This is a genomic window from Streptomyces sp. NPDC020747, assembly GCF_044334695.1.
Classification (GTDB): Bacteria; Actinomycetota; Actinomycetes; order Streptomycetales; family Streptomycetaceae; genus Streptomyces.
Genome location: NZ_JBIRTJ010000028.1, coordinates 1 through 19,862, shown reverse-complemented (window position 1 = coordinate 19,862; position 19,862 = coordinate 1). Strand labels below are relative to the sequence as shown.

Annotated in this window: 15 protein-coding genes, 1 rRNA gene and 1 pseudogene; 5 read left to right on the top strand and 12 right to left on the bottom strand. The window is 72.1% G+C overall.

Going from position 1 to position 19,862, the window contains the following annotated elements; genetic code table 11:
- Positions 1–408: 408 nt before the first annotated feature.
- The 3 genes from ACH4YP_RS45225 (at position 409) to ACH4YP_RS45215 (ending at position 5,442) form a co-directional block, all read left to right on the top strand.
- Positions 409–2,211, top strand: coding sequence for a glycoside hydrolase family 15 protein (locus ACH4YP_RS45225; protein WP_361067626.1), 1,803 nt, complete (start codon positions 409–411; stop codon positions 2,209–2,211).
- 142 nt (positions 2,212–2,353) lie between these two features.
- The gene (locus tag ACH4YP_RS45220; protein WP_361067571.1) at positions 2,354–3,745 is read left to right on the top strand and encodes an FAD-binding oxidoreductase; all 1,392 of its coding nucleotides are present in this window, start codon (positions 2,354–2,356) and stop codon (positions 3,743–3,745) included.
- A 50-nt stretch (positions 3,746–3,795) separates the two neighbouring features.
- Positions 3,796–5,442 (top strand): PucR family transcriptional regulator, encoded by a 1,647-nt coding sequence (locus ACH4YP_RS45215; RefSeq protein ID WP_398497232.1) that lies wholly within the window; start codon positions 3,796–3,798, stop codon positions 5,440–5,442.
- A 21-nt stretch (positions 5,443–5,463) separates the two neighbouring features.
- Here the strand turns inward: ACH4YP_RS45215 and ACH4YP_RS45210 are convergent, their stop codons facing one another.
- The 5 genes from ACH4YP_RS45210 to ACH4YP_RS45190 form a co-directional block, all read right to left on the bottom strand.
- Positions 5,464–6,603: a glycosyltransferase family 4 protein gene (locus tag ACH4YP_RS45210; protein WP_398497230.1), complete on the bottom strand. Its 1,140-nt coding sequence runs from the start codon at positions 6,601–6,603 to the stop codon at positions 5,464–5,466.
- Positions 6,604–6,973: 370 nt separating this feature from the next.
- Entirely contained in the window at positions 6,974–8,716 is a 1,743-nt protein-coding gene (gene recN, locus ACH4YP_RS45205; RefSeq protein ID WP_398497228.1) for a DNA repair protein RecN, read from the bottom strand.
- A 199-nt stretch (positions 8,717–8,915) separates the two neighbouring features.
- On the bottom strand, positions 8,916–9,821 hold the full coding sequence (locus ACH4YP_RS45200; protein ID WP_361071513.1) for an NAD kinase: 906 nt from the start codon (positions 9,819–9,821) through the stop codon (positions 8,916–8,918).
- Positions 9,818–10,633: a TlyA family RNA methyltransferase gene (locus ACH4YP_RS45195; protein WP_361071516.1), complete on the bottom strand. Its 816-nt coding sequence runs from the start codon at positions 10,631–10,633 to the stop codon at positions 9,818–9,820. The genes ACH4YP_RS45200 and ACH4YP_RS45195 overlap by 4 nt, the downstream gene beginning before the upstream one ends.
- 7 nt (positions 10,634–10,640) lie before the next feature.
- A complete protein-coding gene (locus tag ACH4YP_RS45190; RefSeq protein WP_398497225.1) occupies positions 10,641–11,042 on the bottom strand; it encodes a hypothetical protein in 402 nt (133 codons plus the stop codon).
- Positions 11,043–11,084: 42 nt separating this feature from the next.
- Here ACH4YP_RS45190 and ACH4YP_RS45185 point away from each other — a divergent pair, with 42 nt between their 5' ends.
- Positions 11,085–11,432, top strand: coding sequence for an SCP2 sterol-binding domain-containing protein (locus ACH4YP_RS45185; protein ID WP_398497223.1), 348 nt, complete (start codon positions 11,085–11,087; stop codon positions 11,430–11,432).
- Here the strand turns inward: ACH4YP_RS45185 and ACH4YP_RS45180 are convergent.
- From ACH4YP_RS45180 to ACH4YP_RS45165, 4 genes are all read right to left on the bottom strand, one after another.
- The gene (locus ACH4YP_RS45180; protein ID WP_398497222.1) at positions 11,416–12,438 is read right to left on the bottom strand and encodes an ABC transporter ATP-binding protein; all 1,023 of its coding nucleotides are present in this window, start codon (positions 12,436–12,438) and stop codon (positions 11,416–11,418) included. The two genes, ACH4YP_RS45185 and ACH4YP_RS45180, sit on opposite strands and share 17 nt — an antisense overlap.
- On the bottom strand, positions 12,435–13,436 hold the full coding sequence (locus ACH4YP_RS45175) for an iron chelate uptake ABC transporter family permease subunit (RefSeq protein WP_361071525.1): 1,002 nt from the start codon (positions 13,434–13,436) through the stop codon (positions 12,435–12,437). Before ACH4YP_RS45175 ends, ACH4YP_RS45180 begins: the two co-directional genes overlap by 4 nt.
- A gap of 143 nt (positions 13,437–13,579) precedes the next feature.
- Entirely contained in the window at positions 13,580–14,623 is a 1,044-nt protein-coding gene (locus ACH4YP_RS45170) for a FecCD family ABC transporter permease (RefSeq protein WP_398497220.1), read from the bottom strand.
- Positions 14,624–14,761: 138 nt separating this feature from the next.
- The gene (locus ACH4YP_RS45165) at positions 14,762–15,790 is read right to left on the bottom strand and encodes an HAD hydrolase-like protein (RefSeq protein WP_361071531.1); all 1,029 of its coding nucleotides are present in this window, start codon (positions 15,788–15,790) and stop codon (positions 14,762–14,764) included.
- Between the two features lie 72 nt (positions 15,791–15,862).
- Here ACH4YP_RS45165 and ACH4YP_RS45160 point away from each other — a divergent pair, with 72 nt between their 5' ends.
- Positions 15,863–17,152, top strand: a complete 1,290-nt coding sequence (locus ACH4YP_RS45160) for a DUF1015 family protein (RefSeq protein ID WP_398497218.1) — start codon at positions 15,863–15,865, stop codon at positions 17,150–17,152.
- 94 nt (positions 17,153–17,246) lie between these two features.
- Here ACH4YP_RS45160 and ACH4YP_RS45155 read toward each other — a convergent pair whose 3' ends face one another.
- The 3 genes and pseudogenes from ACH4YP_RS45155 to rrf all read right to left on the bottom strand — a co-directional run.
- A complete protein-coding gene (locus tag ACH4YP_RS45155) occupies positions 17,247–18,098 on the bottom strand; it encodes a hypothetical protein (protein ID WP_398497298.1) in 852 nt (283 codons plus the stop codon).
- 342 nt (positions 18,099–18,440) lie between these two features.
- Positions 18,441–19,643: pseudogene (locus tag ACH4YP_RS45150) on the bottom strand (hypothetical protein); the annotation flags it as partial.
- A 124-nt stretch (positions 19,644–19,767) separates the two neighbouring features.
- Positions 19,768–19,862: ribosomal RNA gene (gene rrf, locus ACH4YP_RS45145) — 5S ribosomal RNA — on the bottom strand; the annotation flags it as partial.

Sequence of the window (19,862 nt, the reverse complement as noted above, 5' to 3'; positions counted from 1 at the left end):
GAGGTGCCGTCGCTGCGGTTCGGGGGTCCCTTTTCCTGCCGGGGCGCCCACCGGTCCACGGGCTACCAGGGTATCAGCGACGCGGCGAGGCCGCTTCCGGCCACGCTCTGCACACGGGTCGACACGGACCACACACGTGCTCACTCGTTCGGCTCAGACGGGTTGTCGGGAGCGGCGCGCGGATCATCATCGTGCGTCGTATCCTGCTCGGACGATCGCTGCCGAGTCAGGCCGGCAAACGGCACCACCCACGCCCGTCGCCCGGAACTTCGAGAGCTCGTCAGTTCGTTTCGCTACGACATCACCACGACAATTGACGTCGCGCGACGACGATTTACATACGTTCCCTTGACCGCAAAGAGCGACCGCCCCTCGGGGGGCGACGTGGCCGTTCGACTGGAGTTGCACGTGGCCGGGCGCATCGAAGACTACGCACTTATCGGAGACATGCAGACAGCTGCGCTGGTCTGCAGGGACGGCACGGTGGACTGGCTGTGCCTCCCCCGCTTCGACTCCCACGCCGTCTTCGCAGGACTTCTCGGCACGGAGGAACACGGATTCTGGCGGCTCGGTCCGGCGCATGCCGCCGACGCCGAACCGCCGACCGCGGTCCGCCGTCGCTATCGCGGCGACTCGCTGATCCTGGAATCCGAGTGGGACACGTCACGCGGCACGGTCCGCGTGACGGATTTCATGCCGCCGCGTGACGGCGCGCCGCAGCTGATCCGGATCGTCGAGGGCGTCACCGGACGCGTCCCGATGCGCTCCGCACTGCGGATGCGTTTCTCGTACGGGCGTGTGGTGCCCTGGGTGCACAAGCACGAGGGCCGGACGGTGGCCGTCGCCGGGCCCGACTCGGTGTGGTTCGACACCGAGTGCGAGACCTACGGCAAGGCCCTCACTACGTACTCGGACTTCACGGTCGCGCCGGGTGACCGGATCGCGTTCACGATCTCCTGGGAGCCCTCGCACAAGCAGCCGCCCGCGCTGCCGGAGCCCGAGGCGTCCCTGGAGGCCACCGAGGAGTTCTGGCGCGAGTGGGTGGACCAGTGCACGTACCACGGGCCCTACCGCGAGGCCGTGGTCCGCTCGCTGATCACGCTGAAGGCGCTGACGTACGGGCCGACGGGCGGCATCGTCGCCGCGCCCACCACCTCCCTCCCGGAGGACATCGGCGGCGTACGCAACTGGGACTACCGCTACACCTGGCTGCGCGACGCGGCCATCACCCTCTCCTCCCTCCTGCGCACCGGCTACCGCGACGAGGCCCGTGCCTGGCGCGAGTGGCTGCTGCGCGCGGTCGCAGGCGACCCGGAGAACCTGCAGATCATGTACGGCATCGCGGGCGAACGGGAGTTGGGCGAGGCCGAGCTGGACTGGCTGCCCGGCTACGAGAACTCGGGCCCCGTCCGGGTCGGCAACGGCGCCGCCCACCAGCTCCAGCTGGATGTGTACGGCGAGGTCACCGAGGCCCTGCACCTGGCCCATATGACGGGTCTGGCCCGCAACGACTACGCCTCCCTGCTCCAGTTGAAGCTGATCCGCTACCTGGAGCAGCACTGGGACGAGCCCGACGAGGGCATCTGGGAGGTGCGCGGTCCGCGCCGCCACTTCGTGCACTCCAAGGTCATGGCCTGGGTCGCGGTGGACCGCACGATCAAGCTCATCGAGTCCGGTGACGCTGACGGCCCGCTGGAGAAGTGGCGCGAGCTGCGCGACGACATCCACCGGGACGTGTGTGAGAAGGGTTACGACAAGGAGCGCAACACCTTCACGCAGTCGTACGGCTCGAAGGAACTGGACGCCTCGCTGCTGCTGATCCCGCAGATGGGTTTCCTGCCGCCGGACGACAAGCGCGTGATCGGCACGATCGAGGCCATCCAGCGCGAACTGTCCACGTCGGACGGCTTCATCCTGCGCTACCCGACCTCGGGCGGCGACGAGAACCTCGACGGTCTGCCGGGCGACGAGGGCGCGTTCCTGGCCTGCTCGTTCTGGATGGCGGACGACCTCGCGATGATCGGCCGCGTGGACGAGGCCCGCAAGCTCTTCGAGAAGCTGCTGGCCCTGCGCAACGACCTAGGTCTCCTCGCGGAGGAGTGGGACCCGCGCCTGAAGCGCCAGGTGGGCAACTTCCCGCAGGCGTTCAGCCACGTCCCGCTGATCGACACGGCACTGCGGCTGACGGCCTCCGGGGCGTACGGGGGCTGACCCTGGTACGGGGCTGACACGAGTACGGCGGCCTGCCCGGGGCCGCCGCACTCCGGTCGGCCGGCGGGCTCGGCGCGACCGATGCGCCGTGCCCGCCTAGGCTGGAGGACGTACATGCCCCTGCTCCGGAAGGGGGGCGGCCATGGCTTCCCTCTCGAACCTCTCGAAGGCGGGCGCGGCGCTCGCCGCACTCCGCGACGATCTCGCCGGTGACGTGATCACCCCCGAGGATCCGGGGTACGACGAGGCCCGGGCGGTCTTCAACGCGATGATCGACCGGCGGCCGGCGGTGATCGCGCAGTGCGCGAACGAGGCCGATGTCGGCCGGTCGGTGCGGTTCGCCCGGGACCTGGATCTGAAGATCGCGGTCCGCGGCGGCGGTCACAGCGTGGCGGGCATGGCCCTGAACGACGGCGGTCTGGTCGTCGACCTGCGCCGGATGCACGAGGTGACCGTCCACCCCGGAGCGGCGGCGGTGCGCGTCGAGGGCGGCGCGACGATGAGCCACATGGACCGCGCCACCGAGCCGTACCACCTGGCGACCACCGGGGGCCGCGCCTCGACCACCGGGGTCGGCGGATTCGTGCTGGGCGGCGGAAGCGGCTGGCTGGAGCGGAAGTTCGGGCTCGCGATCGACAACCTGCTCGGCGTCGATCTGGTGACCGCCGACGGCTCGACGGTCCACGCGAGCGCCGAGGAGAACCCCGAGCTGTTCTGGGCCCTGCACGGCGGCGGCGGGAATTTCGGCGTCGCGACCGCGCTGACCCTCAAACTGCACGAACTGCCCGAGTTCGCGATGGCCATGCTGCTCTACCGCCCCGAGTCCGGGCCCGAGGTGACCCGCGTCTTCCGCGAGATCATGGAGACCGGGCCCGTGGAGGCGGCCGGCGGCGTGCTCTACCTGACCGGGCCGCCCGAGGAGTTCGTCCCCGAGCACCTGGTCGGCACGCTGCTGTGCGGGGCCCTCATGACGTACGCGGGCAGCGAGGACGACCTGCGCAAGACCGCCCAGCCCCTGCTGGCGCTGCCGCACGAGGTGGAGATGGTCACGGCGATCCCGTACGCGGACCTCCAGTGCATGATCGACGATCCGCCGGGGATGCGGAACTACTGGTCGGCGGAGTACCTGACCGGCGTGCCCGACGAGCTGGTGGACGTCTTCTGCGCCCGCGCGGACACGATGCCGGTGCCCACCGGAACCCAGCACGTGCTGTTCCCGCTGGGCGGTGCGGTCACCGACGGCCCCCGCGAGTACCCGGTGCCGTACCGGGACGCGCCCTGGGCCGTGCACCCCTTCGGCATCTGGGAGGACCCCGCGGACGACGAACGCTGCGTCCAGTGGGTACGGGACGTCCGTGCCGACGTCCGGCCGTGGAGCACCGGCGCGGTCTACCTCAACTTCATCGGCGACGAGGGCGAGGACCGGGTGGAGGCGGGCCTTGGCGCCGATAACACCCGTCGGCTGGCGGCGGTGAAGGCGCGGTACGACCCGGACAACGTGTTCCGCTTCAACCACAACATCGCGCCCGCCTAGGCCCTGTCCGGCACGTCACGGCAGGTGGAGGACGAGGTAGCGTCCGCGTCATGGACAGCCGTATCGACACGCCTGACACGCGCGGTGGCGGGATCACCGTGCAGCGGGCCCTGGAGCTGCCCGGGCTGCGCGGCGGCCTGCCGGAGATCCTCGCGGGCGCCGACCGGCTGGGCCGCACCGTGCGCTGGGTGCATGCGGGCGAGGTCCCGAACATCGCGTCGCTCCTGAAGGGCGGCGAACTGCTCCTGACCACGGGGTACGGGCTCGGCACCCGGCCCGCCGACCAGCGTGCTTTCGTCCGCACCCTCGCCGAGCGCGGCATCGCGGCCCTCGTCGTGGAACTGGGGCCACGCTTCACCCGGCTGCCCGCGGCCCTCGTGGAGACGGCCCGCACGGCCGGTCTGCCGCTGGTCCAACTGCACCGCGAGGTGCCCTTCGTGACGGTCACCGAGGAGATCCACACCGAGATCGTCAACGGCCACTACGCCCTCCTCCAGCAGGCCGAGGAGGTGCACCGGCGCTGCACCCAGGCCCTGCTCGGCGGGGGCGGCATCCCCCAGGTCCTCGGCATCCTGGCCGACTTCAGCGGCAACCCGGTCTTCCTGGAGACCCCGGACGGACAGCTCCTGTACGCCGCCGGGGCCGGACCGGCGAACGCCGACCCGCTCCAGGTGTGGGAGGGGCTGCGCGGCCAGCACCAGGACGATCCGCCGGCCGGGTCGGTCCTCGTGGACGTGCCGGGCGGCGGTCCCGGCACCGGCTCGGTCCGGGCCCGGCTCGTCCTCCTGCCCGTGAACGCCCCCAACGCCCCGCTCGCGCCCGTGCACCGCATCGCGGCGGAACGGGCCGCGGGGATCCTCGCCGTGGTCCTGATGCAGGCCCGCCAGGAGGAGGAGCTGGCGGCGCGCGGGCGCGGCGACTTCCTCACCGACCTCGCCGAGGGCCGTATCGCCGCCGAGGACGCGCCCGCGCAGGGCCGCGTGCTCGGCTTCAAGCCCGGTCCCGGGCCGCTGCTCCCGGTGGTGATGAGGCTCGCCGACGGACTGGCCCCGGGCGGGGGCTGGGCCGTCCTGGCGCGCGCGGTCGCCGAGGAGCTGGCCTCGGTGGGCGTGCCGGTCCTGCTGGGCGTACGCCCCGTCGAGGGCCGCGTACCGCTGCTGCTGGGCCTGCGTGCGGAGTCCGAGCGGGCGGCCGTCGCGGACCGGGTCGCGGCGGCACTGCGGGCCGGTGTGGAGCGGGCGGGCATGCAGCGTCCGGGCGCGCAGCCGCCGGTCGTGGTGGTCGGCGTGGCGGGCGGCTGGACGGCGGCGTCGGCGGGCCTGCGGCACGCGGCCGAGACGGCCGCGGCGGCCCAGGGGCTGTCCGACCGCCCCTGGTACGACGCCCGCCGCCTGGACATCGACCTGCTGCTGTGGCGGCTGCGGGACCACCGGGACCTGGCCGCCTTCGTGGACCGCGCCATCGGCCCGCTCCGCGACCACGACCACCGCTCCAAGCCTCCGCTGCTGCCCACCCTGGAGACGTATCTGGCGCACGCGGGCCGCAAGGCGGAGACCGCGCGTGAACTGCATCTCAACCGGCAGACGCTCTACAACCGGCTCGCCCGGATCGGGGAGTTGCTCGGGACGGACCTCGACGACCCGCAGACGGTACTGGCGCTCAGCCTGGCGCTGCGGGCCCGCAGACTCGTGCCGTAGCGCGAGCCCCCGCGTCCGGGCCTACGGCAGCGGCAAAGGCTTCGTCAGTTCGTCGTACACGCTGAGGACTTGGGCCACCGTCTCGTCCTCGGTCGGCCAAGTGGCCACCTGGAGCGTGCCCTTGTCCCTGAGGAGCTCGCGCCGGGCCGGGTCGGCGAGCAGAGCCTCGACGGCCTCGGCGAGCGCTTCGGAGTCTCCGTGCGGGACGAGTTCGGCCGCGTCGCCGACGAGTTCGGGGATGCCTCCGGCGGCCGCCGCGACGAGCGGCACGCGCGCGTGGAGGGCCTCCTGCGCGAGTACCGAGCGCGATTCCCAACTGCCGGGCAGCAGCGCGAGATCGGCGGCGGCCAGCAGCTCCCCGATGTCGTCACGCGGGCCGACGAGACGCACGGGCAGCCCCTCGTTCACGATGCGCCGCTGGAGTTCACCGCGCAGCGGTCCCTCCCCGGCGATCACGAGCAGTGGTACGGGATCGAGCCGACGCCACGCGCGCGTGGCGTCCAGCAGCGTGTCGTACCCCCGGTGCCGGTCGAGTGAGCCGACGGCCATCAGCAACGGCCGGTCGGTCGCGCCGAGTTCGGCCCGTGCCTTGGGGCGCAGCCGGTCGGCGTCCTCGCTCTCGGCGAGGGGCCGGCGCGGGGCGGGCAGCGCGACCGCGGCGAGCCGCGCGTCCCGGGCGCCCCTGCTGCGGGCCCGGTCCACGAGGTCGGACGAGGATCCGAGGACCACGGAGGCGGCCTTGGCCACACGGCGCTCAAGGAGGCGCAGCAGATGCGCCCGCGCTCCCTCCGCGTACGGGCGGGAGTGCAGCGTGACGACGAGCGGCACGCGCCGGCCGCTGAGCGCGAGCGCGGCCCGCAGCGCCGAGTGCAGCCCGTGCGCGTGCACCAGGTCGGCGTCCGCGCAGGCGGCCCGCAGCGCGGCCACGGAGGCCGGGTCGTTCCGCCTCGGCACGTGCACGTGGTCGGCCCCGACGCCGCTGAAGTCGTACGTGTGGTCGGCGGTGGCCGGGGCGCACACGGTGACCCGCACGCCCCGGGCGACGAGCCCCGACGTCAGCGACCGCACATGGGCACAGCTGCCCGCGCTGCCTCCGCCGAGCACTTGGACAGTGCGCAGCGGCGACTGTCCTGGCGGTGAGTGGCTGCTCACGTGGATCACGTGGCCGGGGCTCCTGGTTCGGCGACGGGCGGTCACGAAGAAACGTACAGAAGGAACGGGCGGTGGGGGTGTACCGCTCGGGGTCCTCTTCCAAGGATGCCAGGGCTCGCGGGAGTTGCGGACCATCGAGGGGGTGAGGTGGGGGGGTGGCGGAGATGGGATGCGGGTGATCACTCACATGAGTGAGGGGTGGACGGGGGTCTGCCCGCGGAGCGGGCGGGATTCGGGAGCGAGCGGGATTCGGGGAGCGCGGAGCGCTCAACACGGGCGCGCGGGCGGGGAAACCGGCGCGGAGCGGCGGAGTTCGGACCGCGGAGCGGGCGGGCGCCCGGCCGTGGAACGGCACACAGCCCCCGCCGTGGAGCGGCGGCTACCCGTCGGCGCGGGCCGTCGCCAGCAGCTCCTCCGCGTGTGCCCGGGCCGTCTCCGAGTCCTCCTGGCCGGCCAGCATCCGCGACAGCTCCCGGACCCGCTCCTCGCCCTCCAGGACCTTCACCCCGGACCGCGTGACCGATCCGTCGTCGGTCTTCTCGACCAGCAACTGCCGGTCGGCGAAGGCGGCCACCTGGGGCAGATGGGTGACGACGACGACCTGCGCGCTCTTGGCGAGTTTGGCGAGCCTCCGCCCGATCTCGACCGCCGCCTTGCCGCCCACACCCGCGTCGACCTCGTCGAAGAGATACGTCGGCACCGGATCCGTACCCGCGAACACGACCTCGACGGCGAGCATGACGCGCGACAGTTCACCGCCGGACGCCCCCTTGGCGATGGGCCGCGGCGGCGCACCCGGATGCGGGGCGAGGAGCAGTTCGACCTCGTCGACCCCGGCGGGTCCGTACGAGACCGGACGGCCGCCGACCTCCACGCCCTCCGGGTCCTCGGTCTGCCGGATCTCGAACGACACGCGCGCGTGCGGCATGGCGAGCGAGGCGAGTTCGGCGGTCACGGCGGCGGCGAAGCGCTCGGCGGCCTCCGTACGGGCGTCCGTCAACGCCTGTGCCAGCCCGCCCAGTTCGGCCCGCAGCGCGTCCCGCTCGGCCGTCAGCTCGCCGAGCCGGTCGTCGTCGCCGTCCAACTCCAGGAGCCGCGCGGCCCCTTGTTCCGCCCAGGTCAGTACGGCACCCACATCCTCGCCGTACTTGCGGGTCAGCGCGGTGAGCGCGGCACGCCGCTCCTCGACCGCCGAGAGCCGCAGCGGGTCCGCGTCGAGGTCGTCGGCGTATCCCGCCAGCTCCCCCGCCACGTCGCCCAGCAGGATCCCGATCTCCCCGATGCGGCCTGCCAGCGCGCCGAGCTCCGCGTCGTGGGACCGTACGGCCTCCAGGGCCCGGTGTGCGCCCGCGACGAGCGTCGTGGCGTCGATGCCCTCCGGGTCCTCGGGGTTGCCCGCGAGGGCGGCGTGCGCGGCCGTGGCGGCGGACGCGAGTGCCTCCGCGTGCCCGAGCCGCTCGGCCTCGGCCGCCAGCTCGGTGTCCTCGCCCGGGCGAGGCTCCACCGCGGCGATCTCGTCGAGCCCGAAGCGCAGCATGTCGGCTTCCTGGGCGCGTTCCCGCGCGCGAGTGGTGATCTCGTCCAGCTCGGTGGAGATGGCGCGCAGCCGTCGGTAGGCGCCCGCGTACTTGGCGAGCGGCACGGCGACGGCGTCGCCCGCGTACCGGTCGAGGGCCTGCCGCTGGCGGGACAGCTTGAGCAGCCCCTGCTGGTCGGTCTGACCGTGCACGGCCACCAGGTCGTCGGCGAGCTCGGCGAGCAGCCCCACCGGCACGCTGCGCCCGCCCAGGTGCGCGCGCGAGCGCCCCTCGGCGGAAACGGTACGGCTGATGAGCAGCACCCCGTCGTCGAGCTCGGCGCCGGCCTCCTCGGCCCGTACGACGGCAGAGGCGCCGTCGGGTACGGAGATCCGCCCCTCCACGACCGCGTTCTTGGCCCCGATCCGCACGAGGGCCGGGTCGGCACGCCCGCCCAGCAGCAGGCCCAGGCTGGTGACCACCATCGTCTTGCCCGCGCCGGTCTCACCGGTCACGGCGGTGAAGCCGGGTGACAGCTCGACGACCGCGTCGTCGATGACTCCGAGCGACCGTATCCGCATCTCCTCCAACACGGACATGACCATACGAGGTTTCCCCCACCCGGCGCGACGCCGCCCCAGTCCCTCCACATAAGCCCTGGTGCGGTTGACCGAATTGCCCGTTCCCCGCGCCCCTGAAAGACGGGGCGGTAGCCCCTGCTTTCAAGGGGCGCGGGGAACGACGCGGCCAGCCCCCACCGACCCGCACCAACCCAACGACATCCCCCGGCTCCCCGCGGAGCACTCAGTGCGGAGCGCCCCGCCAACCCGCCACCGGCAGCGCGAACTTGGCGACGAGCCGGTCGGTGAACGACGCGTGGTGCAGCCGTGCCAGCCGCACCGGCACCGCCCCACGCCGGACCTCCACCCGCGCACCGGGCGGCAGCTCGATCGTGCGGCGGCCGTCGCACCACAGCACCCCGGGCGGGATGTGCGGCAGGACCTCCACGGCCAGCACCGAGTTCGGCGAGGTCACCAGCGGCTTGGCGAACAGGGCGTGCGCGCTGATCGGCACCATCAGCAGCGCCTCGACCTCCGGCCACACCACGGGACCGCCCGCGGAGAACGCGTACGCCGTCGACCCGGTCGGCGTCGACAGGACGATCCCGTCGCACCCGAACCCGGTCACCGGCCGCCCGTCGATCTCCAGCACGACCTCAAGGAGCTTCTCGGCCCCCGCCTTCTGCACGGCTGCCTCGTTGAGCGCCCAGTCCGTGTGGACGACATCACCGTTGCTGTGCACGACGACGTCGACGGTCATGCGCTCCTCGACCTCGTACGCCCTCGTCACCACCCGGTCGACGACCTTGTCGAGATCGTCGCGCTCGGCCTCCGCGAGGAAGCCGACACGCCCGAGGTTGACGCCCAGCATCGGCACCCCGGAGGCGCGGGCGAACTCGGCGCCGCGCAGCAGCGTCCCGTCACCGCCGAGGACGATCAGCAGTTCACACCCGTCCAGGCACTCCGGTGTCGCCTCCTTGACGAGCTCCACGCTCTCCGGAAGCGGCAGATCGGCCGCTTCCGCCTCCAGGACCCGTACGCCGAGACCGGAACGCACCAGCCCCTCGACGACGAGCTCGGCACTGCGGATGGCCGCGGGCCGTCCGGTGTGGGCGAGCAGGAAAACAGTACGAGCTCGGGTCTGTGTCAACGCGGCCCCTCCGCCACTGCACGGTCAACGTCGGCCGGGTCCAGTGCGGGTGCCCCGGCACGCAGCCACAGAAAGTACTCGACATTCCCCGAGGGGCCGGGCAACGGACTGGCCGTCACGCCGTTCACCCCGAGTCCAAGCTCCCCCGCCTGCCGGGCCACACCGCGCACGGCGTCCGCCCGTAGCTCGGGGCTGCGGACGACTCCGCCGCTCCCGAGCCGTTCCCTGCCCACCTCGAACTGCGGCTTGACCATCATCACCAGGTCGGCTCCGGGCGCCGCGCACCGCACAAGGGCGGGCAGCACCAGGCCGAGTGGGATAAAGGACAAGTCACCGACAACAAGATCCACCGGCTCCCCATCGATCGCCTCCAACGTCAACTCGCGTACGTTCGTACGGTCCTTGACGGTGACGCGTTCATCACTCTGAAGAGACCAGGCCAACTGCCCGTATCCGACGTCCACGGCGACGACGTGGGCGACGCCCGCGCGCAGCAGTACATCGGTGAAACCGCCGGTCGAGGCGCCGGCGTCCAGCGCCCTCCGTCCCTCGACCGCCAGGCCGAGCGGTACGAAGGCCTCCAGCGCTCCGGCGAGCTTGTGGCCGCCGCGCGAGACGTAGTCGGGGTCGCCGTCGTCCTGGGTGACGAGGATGGCGGCGGCGGTCTCCACCTGGGTGGCGGATTTGGTCGCGAGGGTCTTGCCGACGGTGACCCGCCCGGCGGCGATCAGCTGTCCGGCGTGCTCGCGCGAGCGGGCGAGTTTACGTCGGACCAGTTCGGCGTCGAGGCGGCGTCGTGCCACTCCTGCCACGTTCGGTTCAGCTCCTGTTGCTGTTGCTGTCGTTACTGCTGCTGTACGGCAGAGAGGGCCCCGGAGGTCCCGGGCGGGCGTCGAGTGCGGTGAGCGCGTCGCGCAGCCCCCTGTGCACATCCTCGTACACCTCCATGTGGCCGTCCGTGGCGAGGTGGTCCACATCGGCCAACCGGTCGAGCTGGGCGTCGGCCTCGGCGTTGCCCGTGGGCGTACGCGGCACGTGGAGGGGAGCGGGGGCGGCGGGATCGTCCTCGGGTTCCGCGGCCTCGGACCCGGCCATGGCCTCGGGGTCCGCGGACGGCACCGGCACCGGCTCGGGCACGGGCTCGACCGGAAGCCGGGCCTCCGCGCCGAGGGGCTCTGCGTCGGGGGCCCCCGTCTCCGGGCCGGTCATGGAGTCGCTCATGACCCGACGCTACCGCGAAGCGCTGGGGTACCGTCGATCGCGATGGCCACGATTGAGGAGTGCCGCAGCGCACTCGACAAGCTCTCGGACAACATGGCGGGCGCGGACGGCGACGTACGCGGCGCGGCGGCGTTGGACCGCTCGCTGAGCTGCCGTATCACCGACCTCGACATCACCTTCGTAGGACGTCTCGTGGACGGCCGGATCGAGGTGCTCGACACGGTCCAGGGCCCGCCGCCCGACAAGGCCGAGATCCGGCTCACGATGACCGGCGACGACCTGGTCGCGATGGTCGACGGCGAGCTGAACTTCGCGAAGGCCTGGGGCTCGGGCCGGGTCAAGCTCGAAGCGGGCCTGCGCGACCTGCTCCGGCTCAGAAAGCTCCTCTGAGCGCTCCTCTGAACGCCCGTCCGGATCCGCCCGGCCCGCCTTCAGCGATCCCGCGGGAGCACTGGCTCTTCGCGACACCGACAGGCGCGGCGGCGGTCGTACGTGCCTTCCGCGCCGCCGGCACCACCAGCGGCGTGCCCGTCTCGGGGTCGTCGATGACCTGGCAGCGCAGCCCGAAGACCTCCTCGACCAGCTCGGCAGTGACGATGTCGGCCGGGGTGCCCTCGGCGATCACCGAGCCCTCGCGCAGGGCGATCAGATGGGTGGCGTACCGGGCCGCGTGGTTGAGGTCGTGCAGTACGGCGACCAGGGTGCGGCCCTGCTCCTCGTGGAGCTCCGCGCACAGGTCGAGCACGTCGATCTGGTGCTGGATGTCGAGAAAGGTGGTCGGCTCGTCGAGCAGCAGCAGCGGGGTCTGCTGGGCGAGTGCCATGGCGATCCACACGCGCTGGCGCTGGCCTCCGGACAGCTCGTCGACATAGCGGTCGGCCAGTTCGGCGACGCCGGTGGAGGTCATGGACTCGCGCACGATCCGCTCGTCCTCGGTCGACCACTGGCGCAGCAGCCCCTGGTGCGGGTAACGCCCGCGCCCCACGAGGTCGCCGACGGTGATCCCGTCCGGCGCGATCGACGACTGCGGCAGCAGCCCGAGCGTCCTGGCCACCTTCTTCGCGGGCATCGACTGGACGACCTGCCCGTCGAGCAGCACCCGGCCCTGGCTCGGCTTCAGCATCCGGGACAGGGCGCGCAGCAGCGTGGACTTGCCGCAGGCGTTCGGGCCGACGATCACCGTGAACGAGTTGTCCGGTATCTCGACCGACAGCTGCTCGGCTATGACGCGCTGGTCGTAGGCGAGGGTGACGTTCTCGGCGGACAGGCGGTTCACAGTGCTCCTTCGGGTGTTCGTGTGCGGCCAGCCATCGGAGCCCGTACGCGTCCTACTCGTCCTACTCGTCTTGCTCGGCGTCCCGTCGTCGGCCGTACTCGTCGTGCGGTCGGCGTTCATATCCGGCCCGCCTTCCGCTCGGTGACCAGGAGCCACAGCAGATAGACGCCGCCGAGCACTCCGGTCACCACGCCGACGGGCAGCTGGTCGGCGCCGAAGACCCGCTGCGAGGCCCAGTCCGCGACGACCAGCAGAGTGGCGCCCATGCACATGGCGGGTACCAGGTTGGGTCCGGGCGAGCGGGTGAGCCGCCGCGCGAGCTGCGGCGCGGTGAGCGCGACGAAGCCGACCGGGCCCGCGGCGGCGGTGGCAGCCGCGGTGAGCAGCACGGCGGCCACCAACAGCAGCAGCCGCGTCCTCTCGACCCGCACCCCGAGGGCGTACGCCACGTCGTCGCCCATCTCCAGCATCCGCAGTCCGCGCGCGTTGCCGAGGACCAGCGGTACGAGGACGGCGCACAGGCCGAGCAGCGGCCAGACCTGGTCCCAGTCACGGCCGTTGAGCGAGCCGGTCATCCAGACGACGGCACGGGCCGCGTCGACGAGGTCGGCCTTGGTGATCAGATAGCCGTTGACGGCCGTGACGATCGCGGAGACACCGATACCGACCAGAACCAGTCGATATCCGTGCACACCCCGCTTCCAGGCGAGCACATAGATGGCGAGCCCGGTCACCAGCCCGCCGACCAGCGCCCCGACGGCGACCTGGCCGGCGCTCCCCGAGAACAGCACGATCATCACGAGCGCGCCGGCCGTCGAGCCCTGCCCGACACCCAGTACGTCCGGACTGCCCAGCGGATTGCGGGAGATGGCCTGGAAGAGCGCGCCGCCGAGCCCGAGCGAGGCCCCCACCAGGAGCCCGACCAGGACCCGCGGCAGGCGCAGCTCGTTGACGATGAACTCCTGGCCCGCGTCGCCGTTGCCGAGCAACGTCCTGAGGACGTCGGCGGCCGGTATCGGGAAGTCGCCGGTACCGATGAGCACGACACTCGCGGCGAGCGCGGCCACGAGCAGCAGCACGACGACCGTGAACCCGCGGACATCGACACGCACCGACATCCCACCGCCGGTGCGGACAGTCCGAGCCCGAAAGGCCCGGACGGGACCTGTCTGATCGAGGACTGCCTGATCGCGCCCGGTCTGGTCGTGTCCGGCCTGGTCCTGTCCTGCCCGATCGTGTCCGGCCTGATTGCGTGGGGGCTTCACAGCTGCGCCGTCCTCCGCCGTCGTACGAGAAAGATGAAGACCGGCCCGCCGAGGACCGCGGTGACGATGCCGACCTGGAGCTCCGCGGGCCGGGCGATCATCCTGCCGATCACATCGGCGCCCAGCAGCAGCACCGGCGACAGCACGGTGGCGTACGGCAGGATCCAGCGCAGGTCGGGCCCGGTGAAGGACCGTACGACGTGCGGAACCATCAGCCCGACGAAGACGATCGGCCCGCAGGCGGCGGTCGCGGCCCCGCAGAGCACGGTCGCGGCGGCCATGGCCAGCCCGCGGGTGCGGTTCAGATGCGCCCCGAGCGCGCGGGCGGTGTCGTCGCCCAAGGCCATGGCGTTCAGCGGCCGGGCGAGCGCCAGCGCGAGAACCGTGCCGATCGCGAGGAACGGCAGCACCTGCTCGATGGTCGTGTTCGTGGCCGAGGCCAGCGAACCGACCGTCCAGAAGCGCATCTTGCCGAGCGCGGCCTCGTCCGTGATCATCACGGCCTGCAGATAGCCGTAGAGCGCGGCGCTGATCGCGGTGCCGGCGAGCGCGAGCCGCACCGGCGTGGCACCCCGGCTGCCGCCGAGGAAGTACACGAGCGCTCCGACGACCGCCGCGCCCGCGAAGGCGAACCACACATAGCCACTCAGCGAGGTGACACCGAAGAAGGTGATCGCCGTGACGACCGCGGCCGACGCGCCGGCGTTGATGCCGAGCAGCCCCGGGTCTGCCAGCGGGTTGCGGGTGAGCGCCTGGAGGACCGCCCCGGAGAGCCCGAGCGCGGCACCGACGAGCAACCCGAGGACCGTACGCGACAGCCGCTCGCTCACCACGACGTCGCCGTACGTCCCCGAGTCCTCGAACAGACCGTGCCAGACCTGCTCCAGGGACAGCTCTTTCGCGCCGATCGCGATGCTCGCCAGGGCGACGAGCACCAGCACGGCGAGGGACACGAGGAGCCCAGCGGCCCGTATCGCCCGGCGGGTCGGGGGCGCGGGGGCGGTCTCCGCGCTCGGTTCGGGGGGACTGTCGACCAACACCTGGTTAGGTTAGCCTACCCTCGCTACGAGCTACGATTCCCGTACGCGGTGACCTGCGCAACCACCCTTCCCGAGGCTGCGCTCCAGGCCCCACCAAGGGCCTGCCGAAGGGCCCGCGGAGATCCACCCAACCCGTGCTCAGAGCCCCAGCCGCGCCAGCGCCTTGCCCCCGTCCAGCTCACACGCCCCGTCCCCGGCAGCCGTCCAGGCGGCGGCACACAGCGCCCGCAGCCCGTCCATCGCCTCGCCCGCACCCTCCAGTTCCAGCCGCTCGGTGCCGGCCGTCGCAGTCCAGCCCCCGCAACGGAACCCTTCGCCCGCCTCGACGACCTCCGGCTGCCCGGTCAGCATCCCCCGCAGATCGGCGTCGACGTACGTCGGCCGGTGCTGCGGCGGCGCGGCGAGGAGCTGCGCCCCGTCGGTCACACCGGTCAGCACCAGCAGGGAGTCCACCTCGCCGTTGAACGCCCCCTCGATGTCCGTGTCGAGCCGGTCCCCCACCACCAGCGGCCGCTCCGCCCCGGTCCGCAGGATCGTCTCGCGGTGCATCGGCGGCAACGGCTTGCCCGCCACCTGCGGCTCGGCGCCGGTCGCGATCCGTACGACCTCCACGGCCGCGCCGTTGCCCGGGGCGATCCCGCGCGCGCCGGGAATCGTCAGATCGGTGTTGGACGCGAACCACGGCACCCCGCGCGCGATGGCGTAACAGGCCTCCGCGAAACGCCCCCAGGGCAGATCAGGCCCGCCGTACCCCTGCACGACCGCCACCGGCTCGTCCTCGGCCGACTCGACCGGTTCGAGCCCGCGCTCGCGCAGCGCGACCCGCAGCCCCTCCCCGCCGATGACCAGCACCCGCGCCCCCCGGGGCACCTGCTCGCTGATCAGCCGGGCGACCGCCTGCGCCGAGGTGATGACGTCCGGCTCCTCGGTCGGTATCCCCAGCTCCGTGAGGTGCGCGGCGACGGTGTCGGGCGTCCGCAGCGCGTTGTTCGTCACGTACGCGAGACGCATTCCGCCCGCGCGGGCCGTGCCGAGCGAGTCGACCGCGTACGCGATCGCGTTCCCGCCCGCGTACACCACCCCGTCCAGGTCGAGCAGCGCCGTGTCGTACGCCTCGCTCAGGGCCCGGTCACTGCCCTCGGGGCGCGTCCTCACGGTCTGGCTCATTACGCATCGCTCCTCGTTCGATCCCTTTCCCCCGATCATCCCGCATGGCACTGACACACTTACGATGCACCAATGAACACTGCAGGTCCCGCGGACGTACCGGCACGCATGGGCCTTGATCTGACCCCGTTCCGGGGTCTGCGCTACGACCCCGACCGGGTCGGCAGCCTCTCCGCCGTCACGTCCCCGCCGTACGACGTGGTCGTACGGCCCGACGGTCTCCACCACCTCGAATCGGCGGACCCGCACAACATCGTCCGGCTGATCCTCCCCCAGGCCACCACGCCCAGCGTCCGCAACGAGCAGGCCGCGGACACCCTGCACCGCTGGCTGTCCGAGGGCATCCTGACCACGGACTCCGAGCCGGGTCTGTACGTCTACGAGCAACGCCACGGCGACGGCATGCTGCAACGGGGCGTCATCGGCGCCCTGCGCCTTTCGGAGGCATCTGAGGGCGTGGTCCTGCCGCACGAGGACGTCATGCCGCACGTCGTCGCGGACCGCGCGGCCCTGATGCGCGCCACCTCCGCGAACCTCGAACCCCTGCTGCTGACCTACCGCGGCAACGGCGCCACCTGCGGCACGACCGCCGTCGTGGAGCGCGCCGCCAAGCACCCTCCCCTGCTGTCCACCACCACGGAGGACGGCTTCAGCCACCGCCTGTGGGCCGTGACCGACCCGGCGCACCTCGCCGAGATCCGGACAGACCTGGCCAACCACCAGGCCCTCATCGCCGACGGCCACCACCGCTGGGCCACGTACTTGCGTCTACGCGCGGAGCATCCCTCCCCCAGCCCCTGGGACTTCGGCCTGGTACTCCTCGTGGACACCGCCCGCTACCCACTGCGCGTCCGCGCGATCCACCGCCTCCTGCACCAACTCCCGGTGGCCGACGCCCTGGCGGCCCTGGCCGACGACTTCCGCGTACGCCGAGTCAACGGCCCGCTCTCCGCAGCCTTGGAGGCCCTCTCCATAGCGGCCGCCGAGGGAAACGCCTACCTCCTCGCGGGCGACGGCACCTTCCACCTCGTCGACCGCCCGTCCCCGGACCTGCTCGCCCGTACGATCCCGGCGGACCGCCCCGAGACCTGGCGCACCCTCGACGCGACGGTCCTGCACGCCACGCTCCTCGACCATGTCTGGCGGATACCCGACGTCCCGGAGCACATCGCCTACATCCACGACACCGCCGCCACGGTCACCAAGGCGGAGCACGACGGCGGCACGGCCGTCCTGATGCACCCGGTCCACGAGGAAGTCGTACGCGAACTGGCGAGCCAGGGCGTCACGATGCCCCGCAAGTCGACGTCGTTCGGCCCGAAGCCGGCGTCGGGCCTGGTGCTGCGCACTCTGGGCCCCTGAAAACACGAATGGGCGGGACCCCCGAAGGGATCCCGCCCATGCACTCGTATGCGCTCGTGGTCGTACTCGTGCTCGTACGACTCCTGCGGGGCTGTCAGCCCTTCAGGTCGCCCTCGTCGCCGTCCGTGTCGTCTACGTCGTCCAGACCATCGTCGACGACGCTGTCATCGGCGGACTCCGCCTCCGGCACCGACTTCGGCTCCGGAGCCTCGGAGTTCACGACCTCGATGTCGCCGTCGACATCACTGTCGCCATCGCTGTCATCCTCGACGAGGGCGTCGACGAACTCCACACCGTCCAGCTCGGCAAGCCGGTCCGAGGCGTCCGTGCTGCCGTCCTTGTCGGACTCGACGGCCTTGGCGAACCACTCGCGCGCCTCGCCCTCACGCCCGGCCGCGAGCAGCGCGTCGGCGTACGCGTAACGCAGTCGCGCGGTCCACGGCTGTACGGAGTTGGAGGCGAGCTCGGGGCTCTGCAGTGTGACGATGGCCGCGTCGAGCTGGTCCATGTCCCGCCGCGCACCGGCCGCCACGAGCCGCATCTCGACCTGGCCGGCCTTGTCGAGCTTCTGCACCTCGGGGGCCCCGGCCATTTCGAGCGCCTTCTCGGGCCGCCCGAGACCACGCTCGCAGTCCGCCATGACGGGCCACAGATCCACGTTGCCCGTCATGCGCCGCGCGGCCCGGAACTCGGCGAGCGCCTCGCTGTACTTCTGGCTCGCGTACGCGGCGAAGCCGGCCGCCTCCCGCACAGCGGCGACACGCGACGCCAGCCGCAGGGCGACCCTGGAGTAGCCGTACGCCCCCTCGGGGTCCTCGTCGATGAGCCTGGCCACCATCACCAGGTTCCGGGAGACGTCCTCGGCAAGTCCCTTGGGCAGGCTTTGCAGCTCCTGCCGTACGTCCTTGTCGATCTCCTCACCCGTGACGTCGTCCGGGATCGGCAGCCGCTTGATCGGCTCGCGGTCGCGATCCCGCTCGTCACGGAAGCGCCCGCCGCCACGACGGTCGTCGCCGCCCCGTCCACCACGGTCGTCACGCCCGCGGAACCCGCCTCCACCGCCGGCGGGACGGCCACGGCTGTCATCGCGACGCGGTCCGCCACGACGGTCGTCGCCGCCTCGTCCACCGCGGTCGTCGCGCCCACGGAACCCGCCACCGCCGCCACTGGGACGGTTGTCGTCCCGACGGAACCCGCCACGGTCGCCACCGCCGCTGCGGTTGTCGTCACGCCTGTCATCGCGACGGTCGTCACGCCGATCATCACGACGAACGTAACCGGCACGGTCGCCGCCACGGTTGTCGTCACGGCGGTCGTCGCGACGGAAGCCACCACGGTCGCCGCCGCCAGTGCTGCCGCCGCGGTTGTCATCGCGACGGTCGTCACGGCGGAAGGGCGGACGGTCACTGCTGCCACCGCGGTTGTCGTCGCGACGGAAGCCACCACGGTCGCCGCCGCCGGTGCTGCTGCCGCGGTTGTCGTCGCGACGCGGGGCACCCCGCTCGTCGTCACGGCGGAACGCCGGACGGCCACCACGATCGTCGTCCCGACGGAACCCACCACGGTCACGGTCGTCACGGCTGGGCCCACTGGGACGGTCATCACGCCGGAACGGCGGACGACCACCGCGGTCGTCGTCCCGACGGTCGTCACGCCGGAACGCCGGACGATCGCCATCGCGCCTGAACCCGCCACGGTCACCGCCACCACCGCGATTGTCGTCCCGACGGAAGCCACCACGGTCGCCGCCGCCACCACTGCTGCTGCTGCTGCTGCTGCTGCTGCCACGGTTGTCATCACGACGATCGTCACGACGGAAGGGCGGACGGTCACCATCACGCCGAGGGCCACCACGATTGTCATCGCGCCGGAAACCGCCACGGTCACCGCTGCCACCGCGGTTGTCGTCGCGACGGAAGCCACCACGGTCGCCGCCGCCGGTGCTGCTGCCGCGGTTGTCGTCGCGACGCGGGGCACCCCGCTCGTCGTCACGGCGGAACGCCGGACGGCCACCACGGTCATCGTCCCGACGGAACCCGCCCCGATCACGGTCGTCACGGCTGGGCCCACTGGAACGGTCATCACGCCGGAACGGCGGACGACCACCACGGTCACGGTCGTCGCGCCCGCGGAATCCACCGCCACTGCCGCTGCCACCACGGTTGTCATCGCGACGGAAGCCACCGCTGCCGCCGCCACGGTTGTCATCGCGACGGAAGCCACCGCTGCCGCCGCCACGGTTGTCATCGCGACGGAAGCCACCGCTGCCGCCGCCACGGTTGTCGTCACGGCGGAATCCGCCGCGGTCGCCACCACCACTGCTGCCGCTGCTGCTGCTGCTGCCACGGTTGTCATCGCGACGGTCGTCACGCCGGCCGTTCCCGCCACGGTCGTTGTCGCGGCGCGGGCCCCCTCGGTACCCGCCGCGGTCACCACTGTCCCGGCGTCGCTGGTCGCGCTCCGGTCGCTCGTCGGGAGAGTTGGTGGACATGGGTGACTCCTGTCATCGGTACCGCAAGTCATTCTCGCGCAGCCGGGTACCCAGCGCGCTTCGGAAAACAAAAAAGGACCTCTGGTCCCAGCGAGTCGCTGGGACCAGAGGTCCTCCAAATATTGTTCGGCGGCGTCCTACTCTCCCACAGGGTCCCCCCTGCAGTACCATCGGCGCTGTAAGGCTTAGCTTCCGGGTTCGGAATGTAACCGGGCGTTT

Coding starts and splice junctions, on each gene's coding strand:
- ACH4YP_RS45220 (WP_361067571.1), top strand. CDS start 2,354: ATGGCTTCCCTCTCGAACCTCTCGAAGGCGGGCGCGGCGCTCGCCGCA.
- ACH4YP_RS45215 (WP_398497232.1), top strand. CDS start 3,796: ATGGACAGCCGTATCGACACGCCTGACACGCGCGGTGGCGGGATCACC.
- recN (WP_398497228.1), bottom strand. CDS start 8,716: ATGGTCATGTCCGTGTTGGAGGAGATGCGGATACGGTCGCTCGGAGTC.
- ACH4YP_RS45190 (WP_398497225.1), bottom strand. CDS start 11,042: ATGAGCGACTCCATGACCGGCCCGGAGACGGGGGCCCCCGACGCAGAG.
- ACH4YP_RS45185 (WP_398497223.1), top strand. CDS start 11,085: ATGGCCACGATTGAGGAGTGCCGCAGCGCACTCGACAAGCTCTCGGAC.
- ACH4YP_RS45180 (WP_398497222.1), bottom strand. CDS start 12,438: ATGAACGCCGACCGCACGACGAGTACGGCCGACGACGGGACGCCGAGC.
- ACH4YP_RS45175 (WP_361071525.1), bottom strand. CDS start 13,436: ATGTCGGTGCGTGTCGATGTCCGCGGGTTCACGGTCGTCGTGCTGCTG.
- ACH4YP_RS45165 (WP_361071531.1), bottom strand. CDS start 15,790: ATGAGCCAGACCGTGAGGACGCGCCCCGAGGGCAGTGACCGGGCCCTG.
- ACH4YP_RS45160 (WP_398497218.1), top strand. CDS start 15,863: ATGAACACTGCAGGTCCCGCGGACGTACCGGCACGCATGGGCCTTGAT.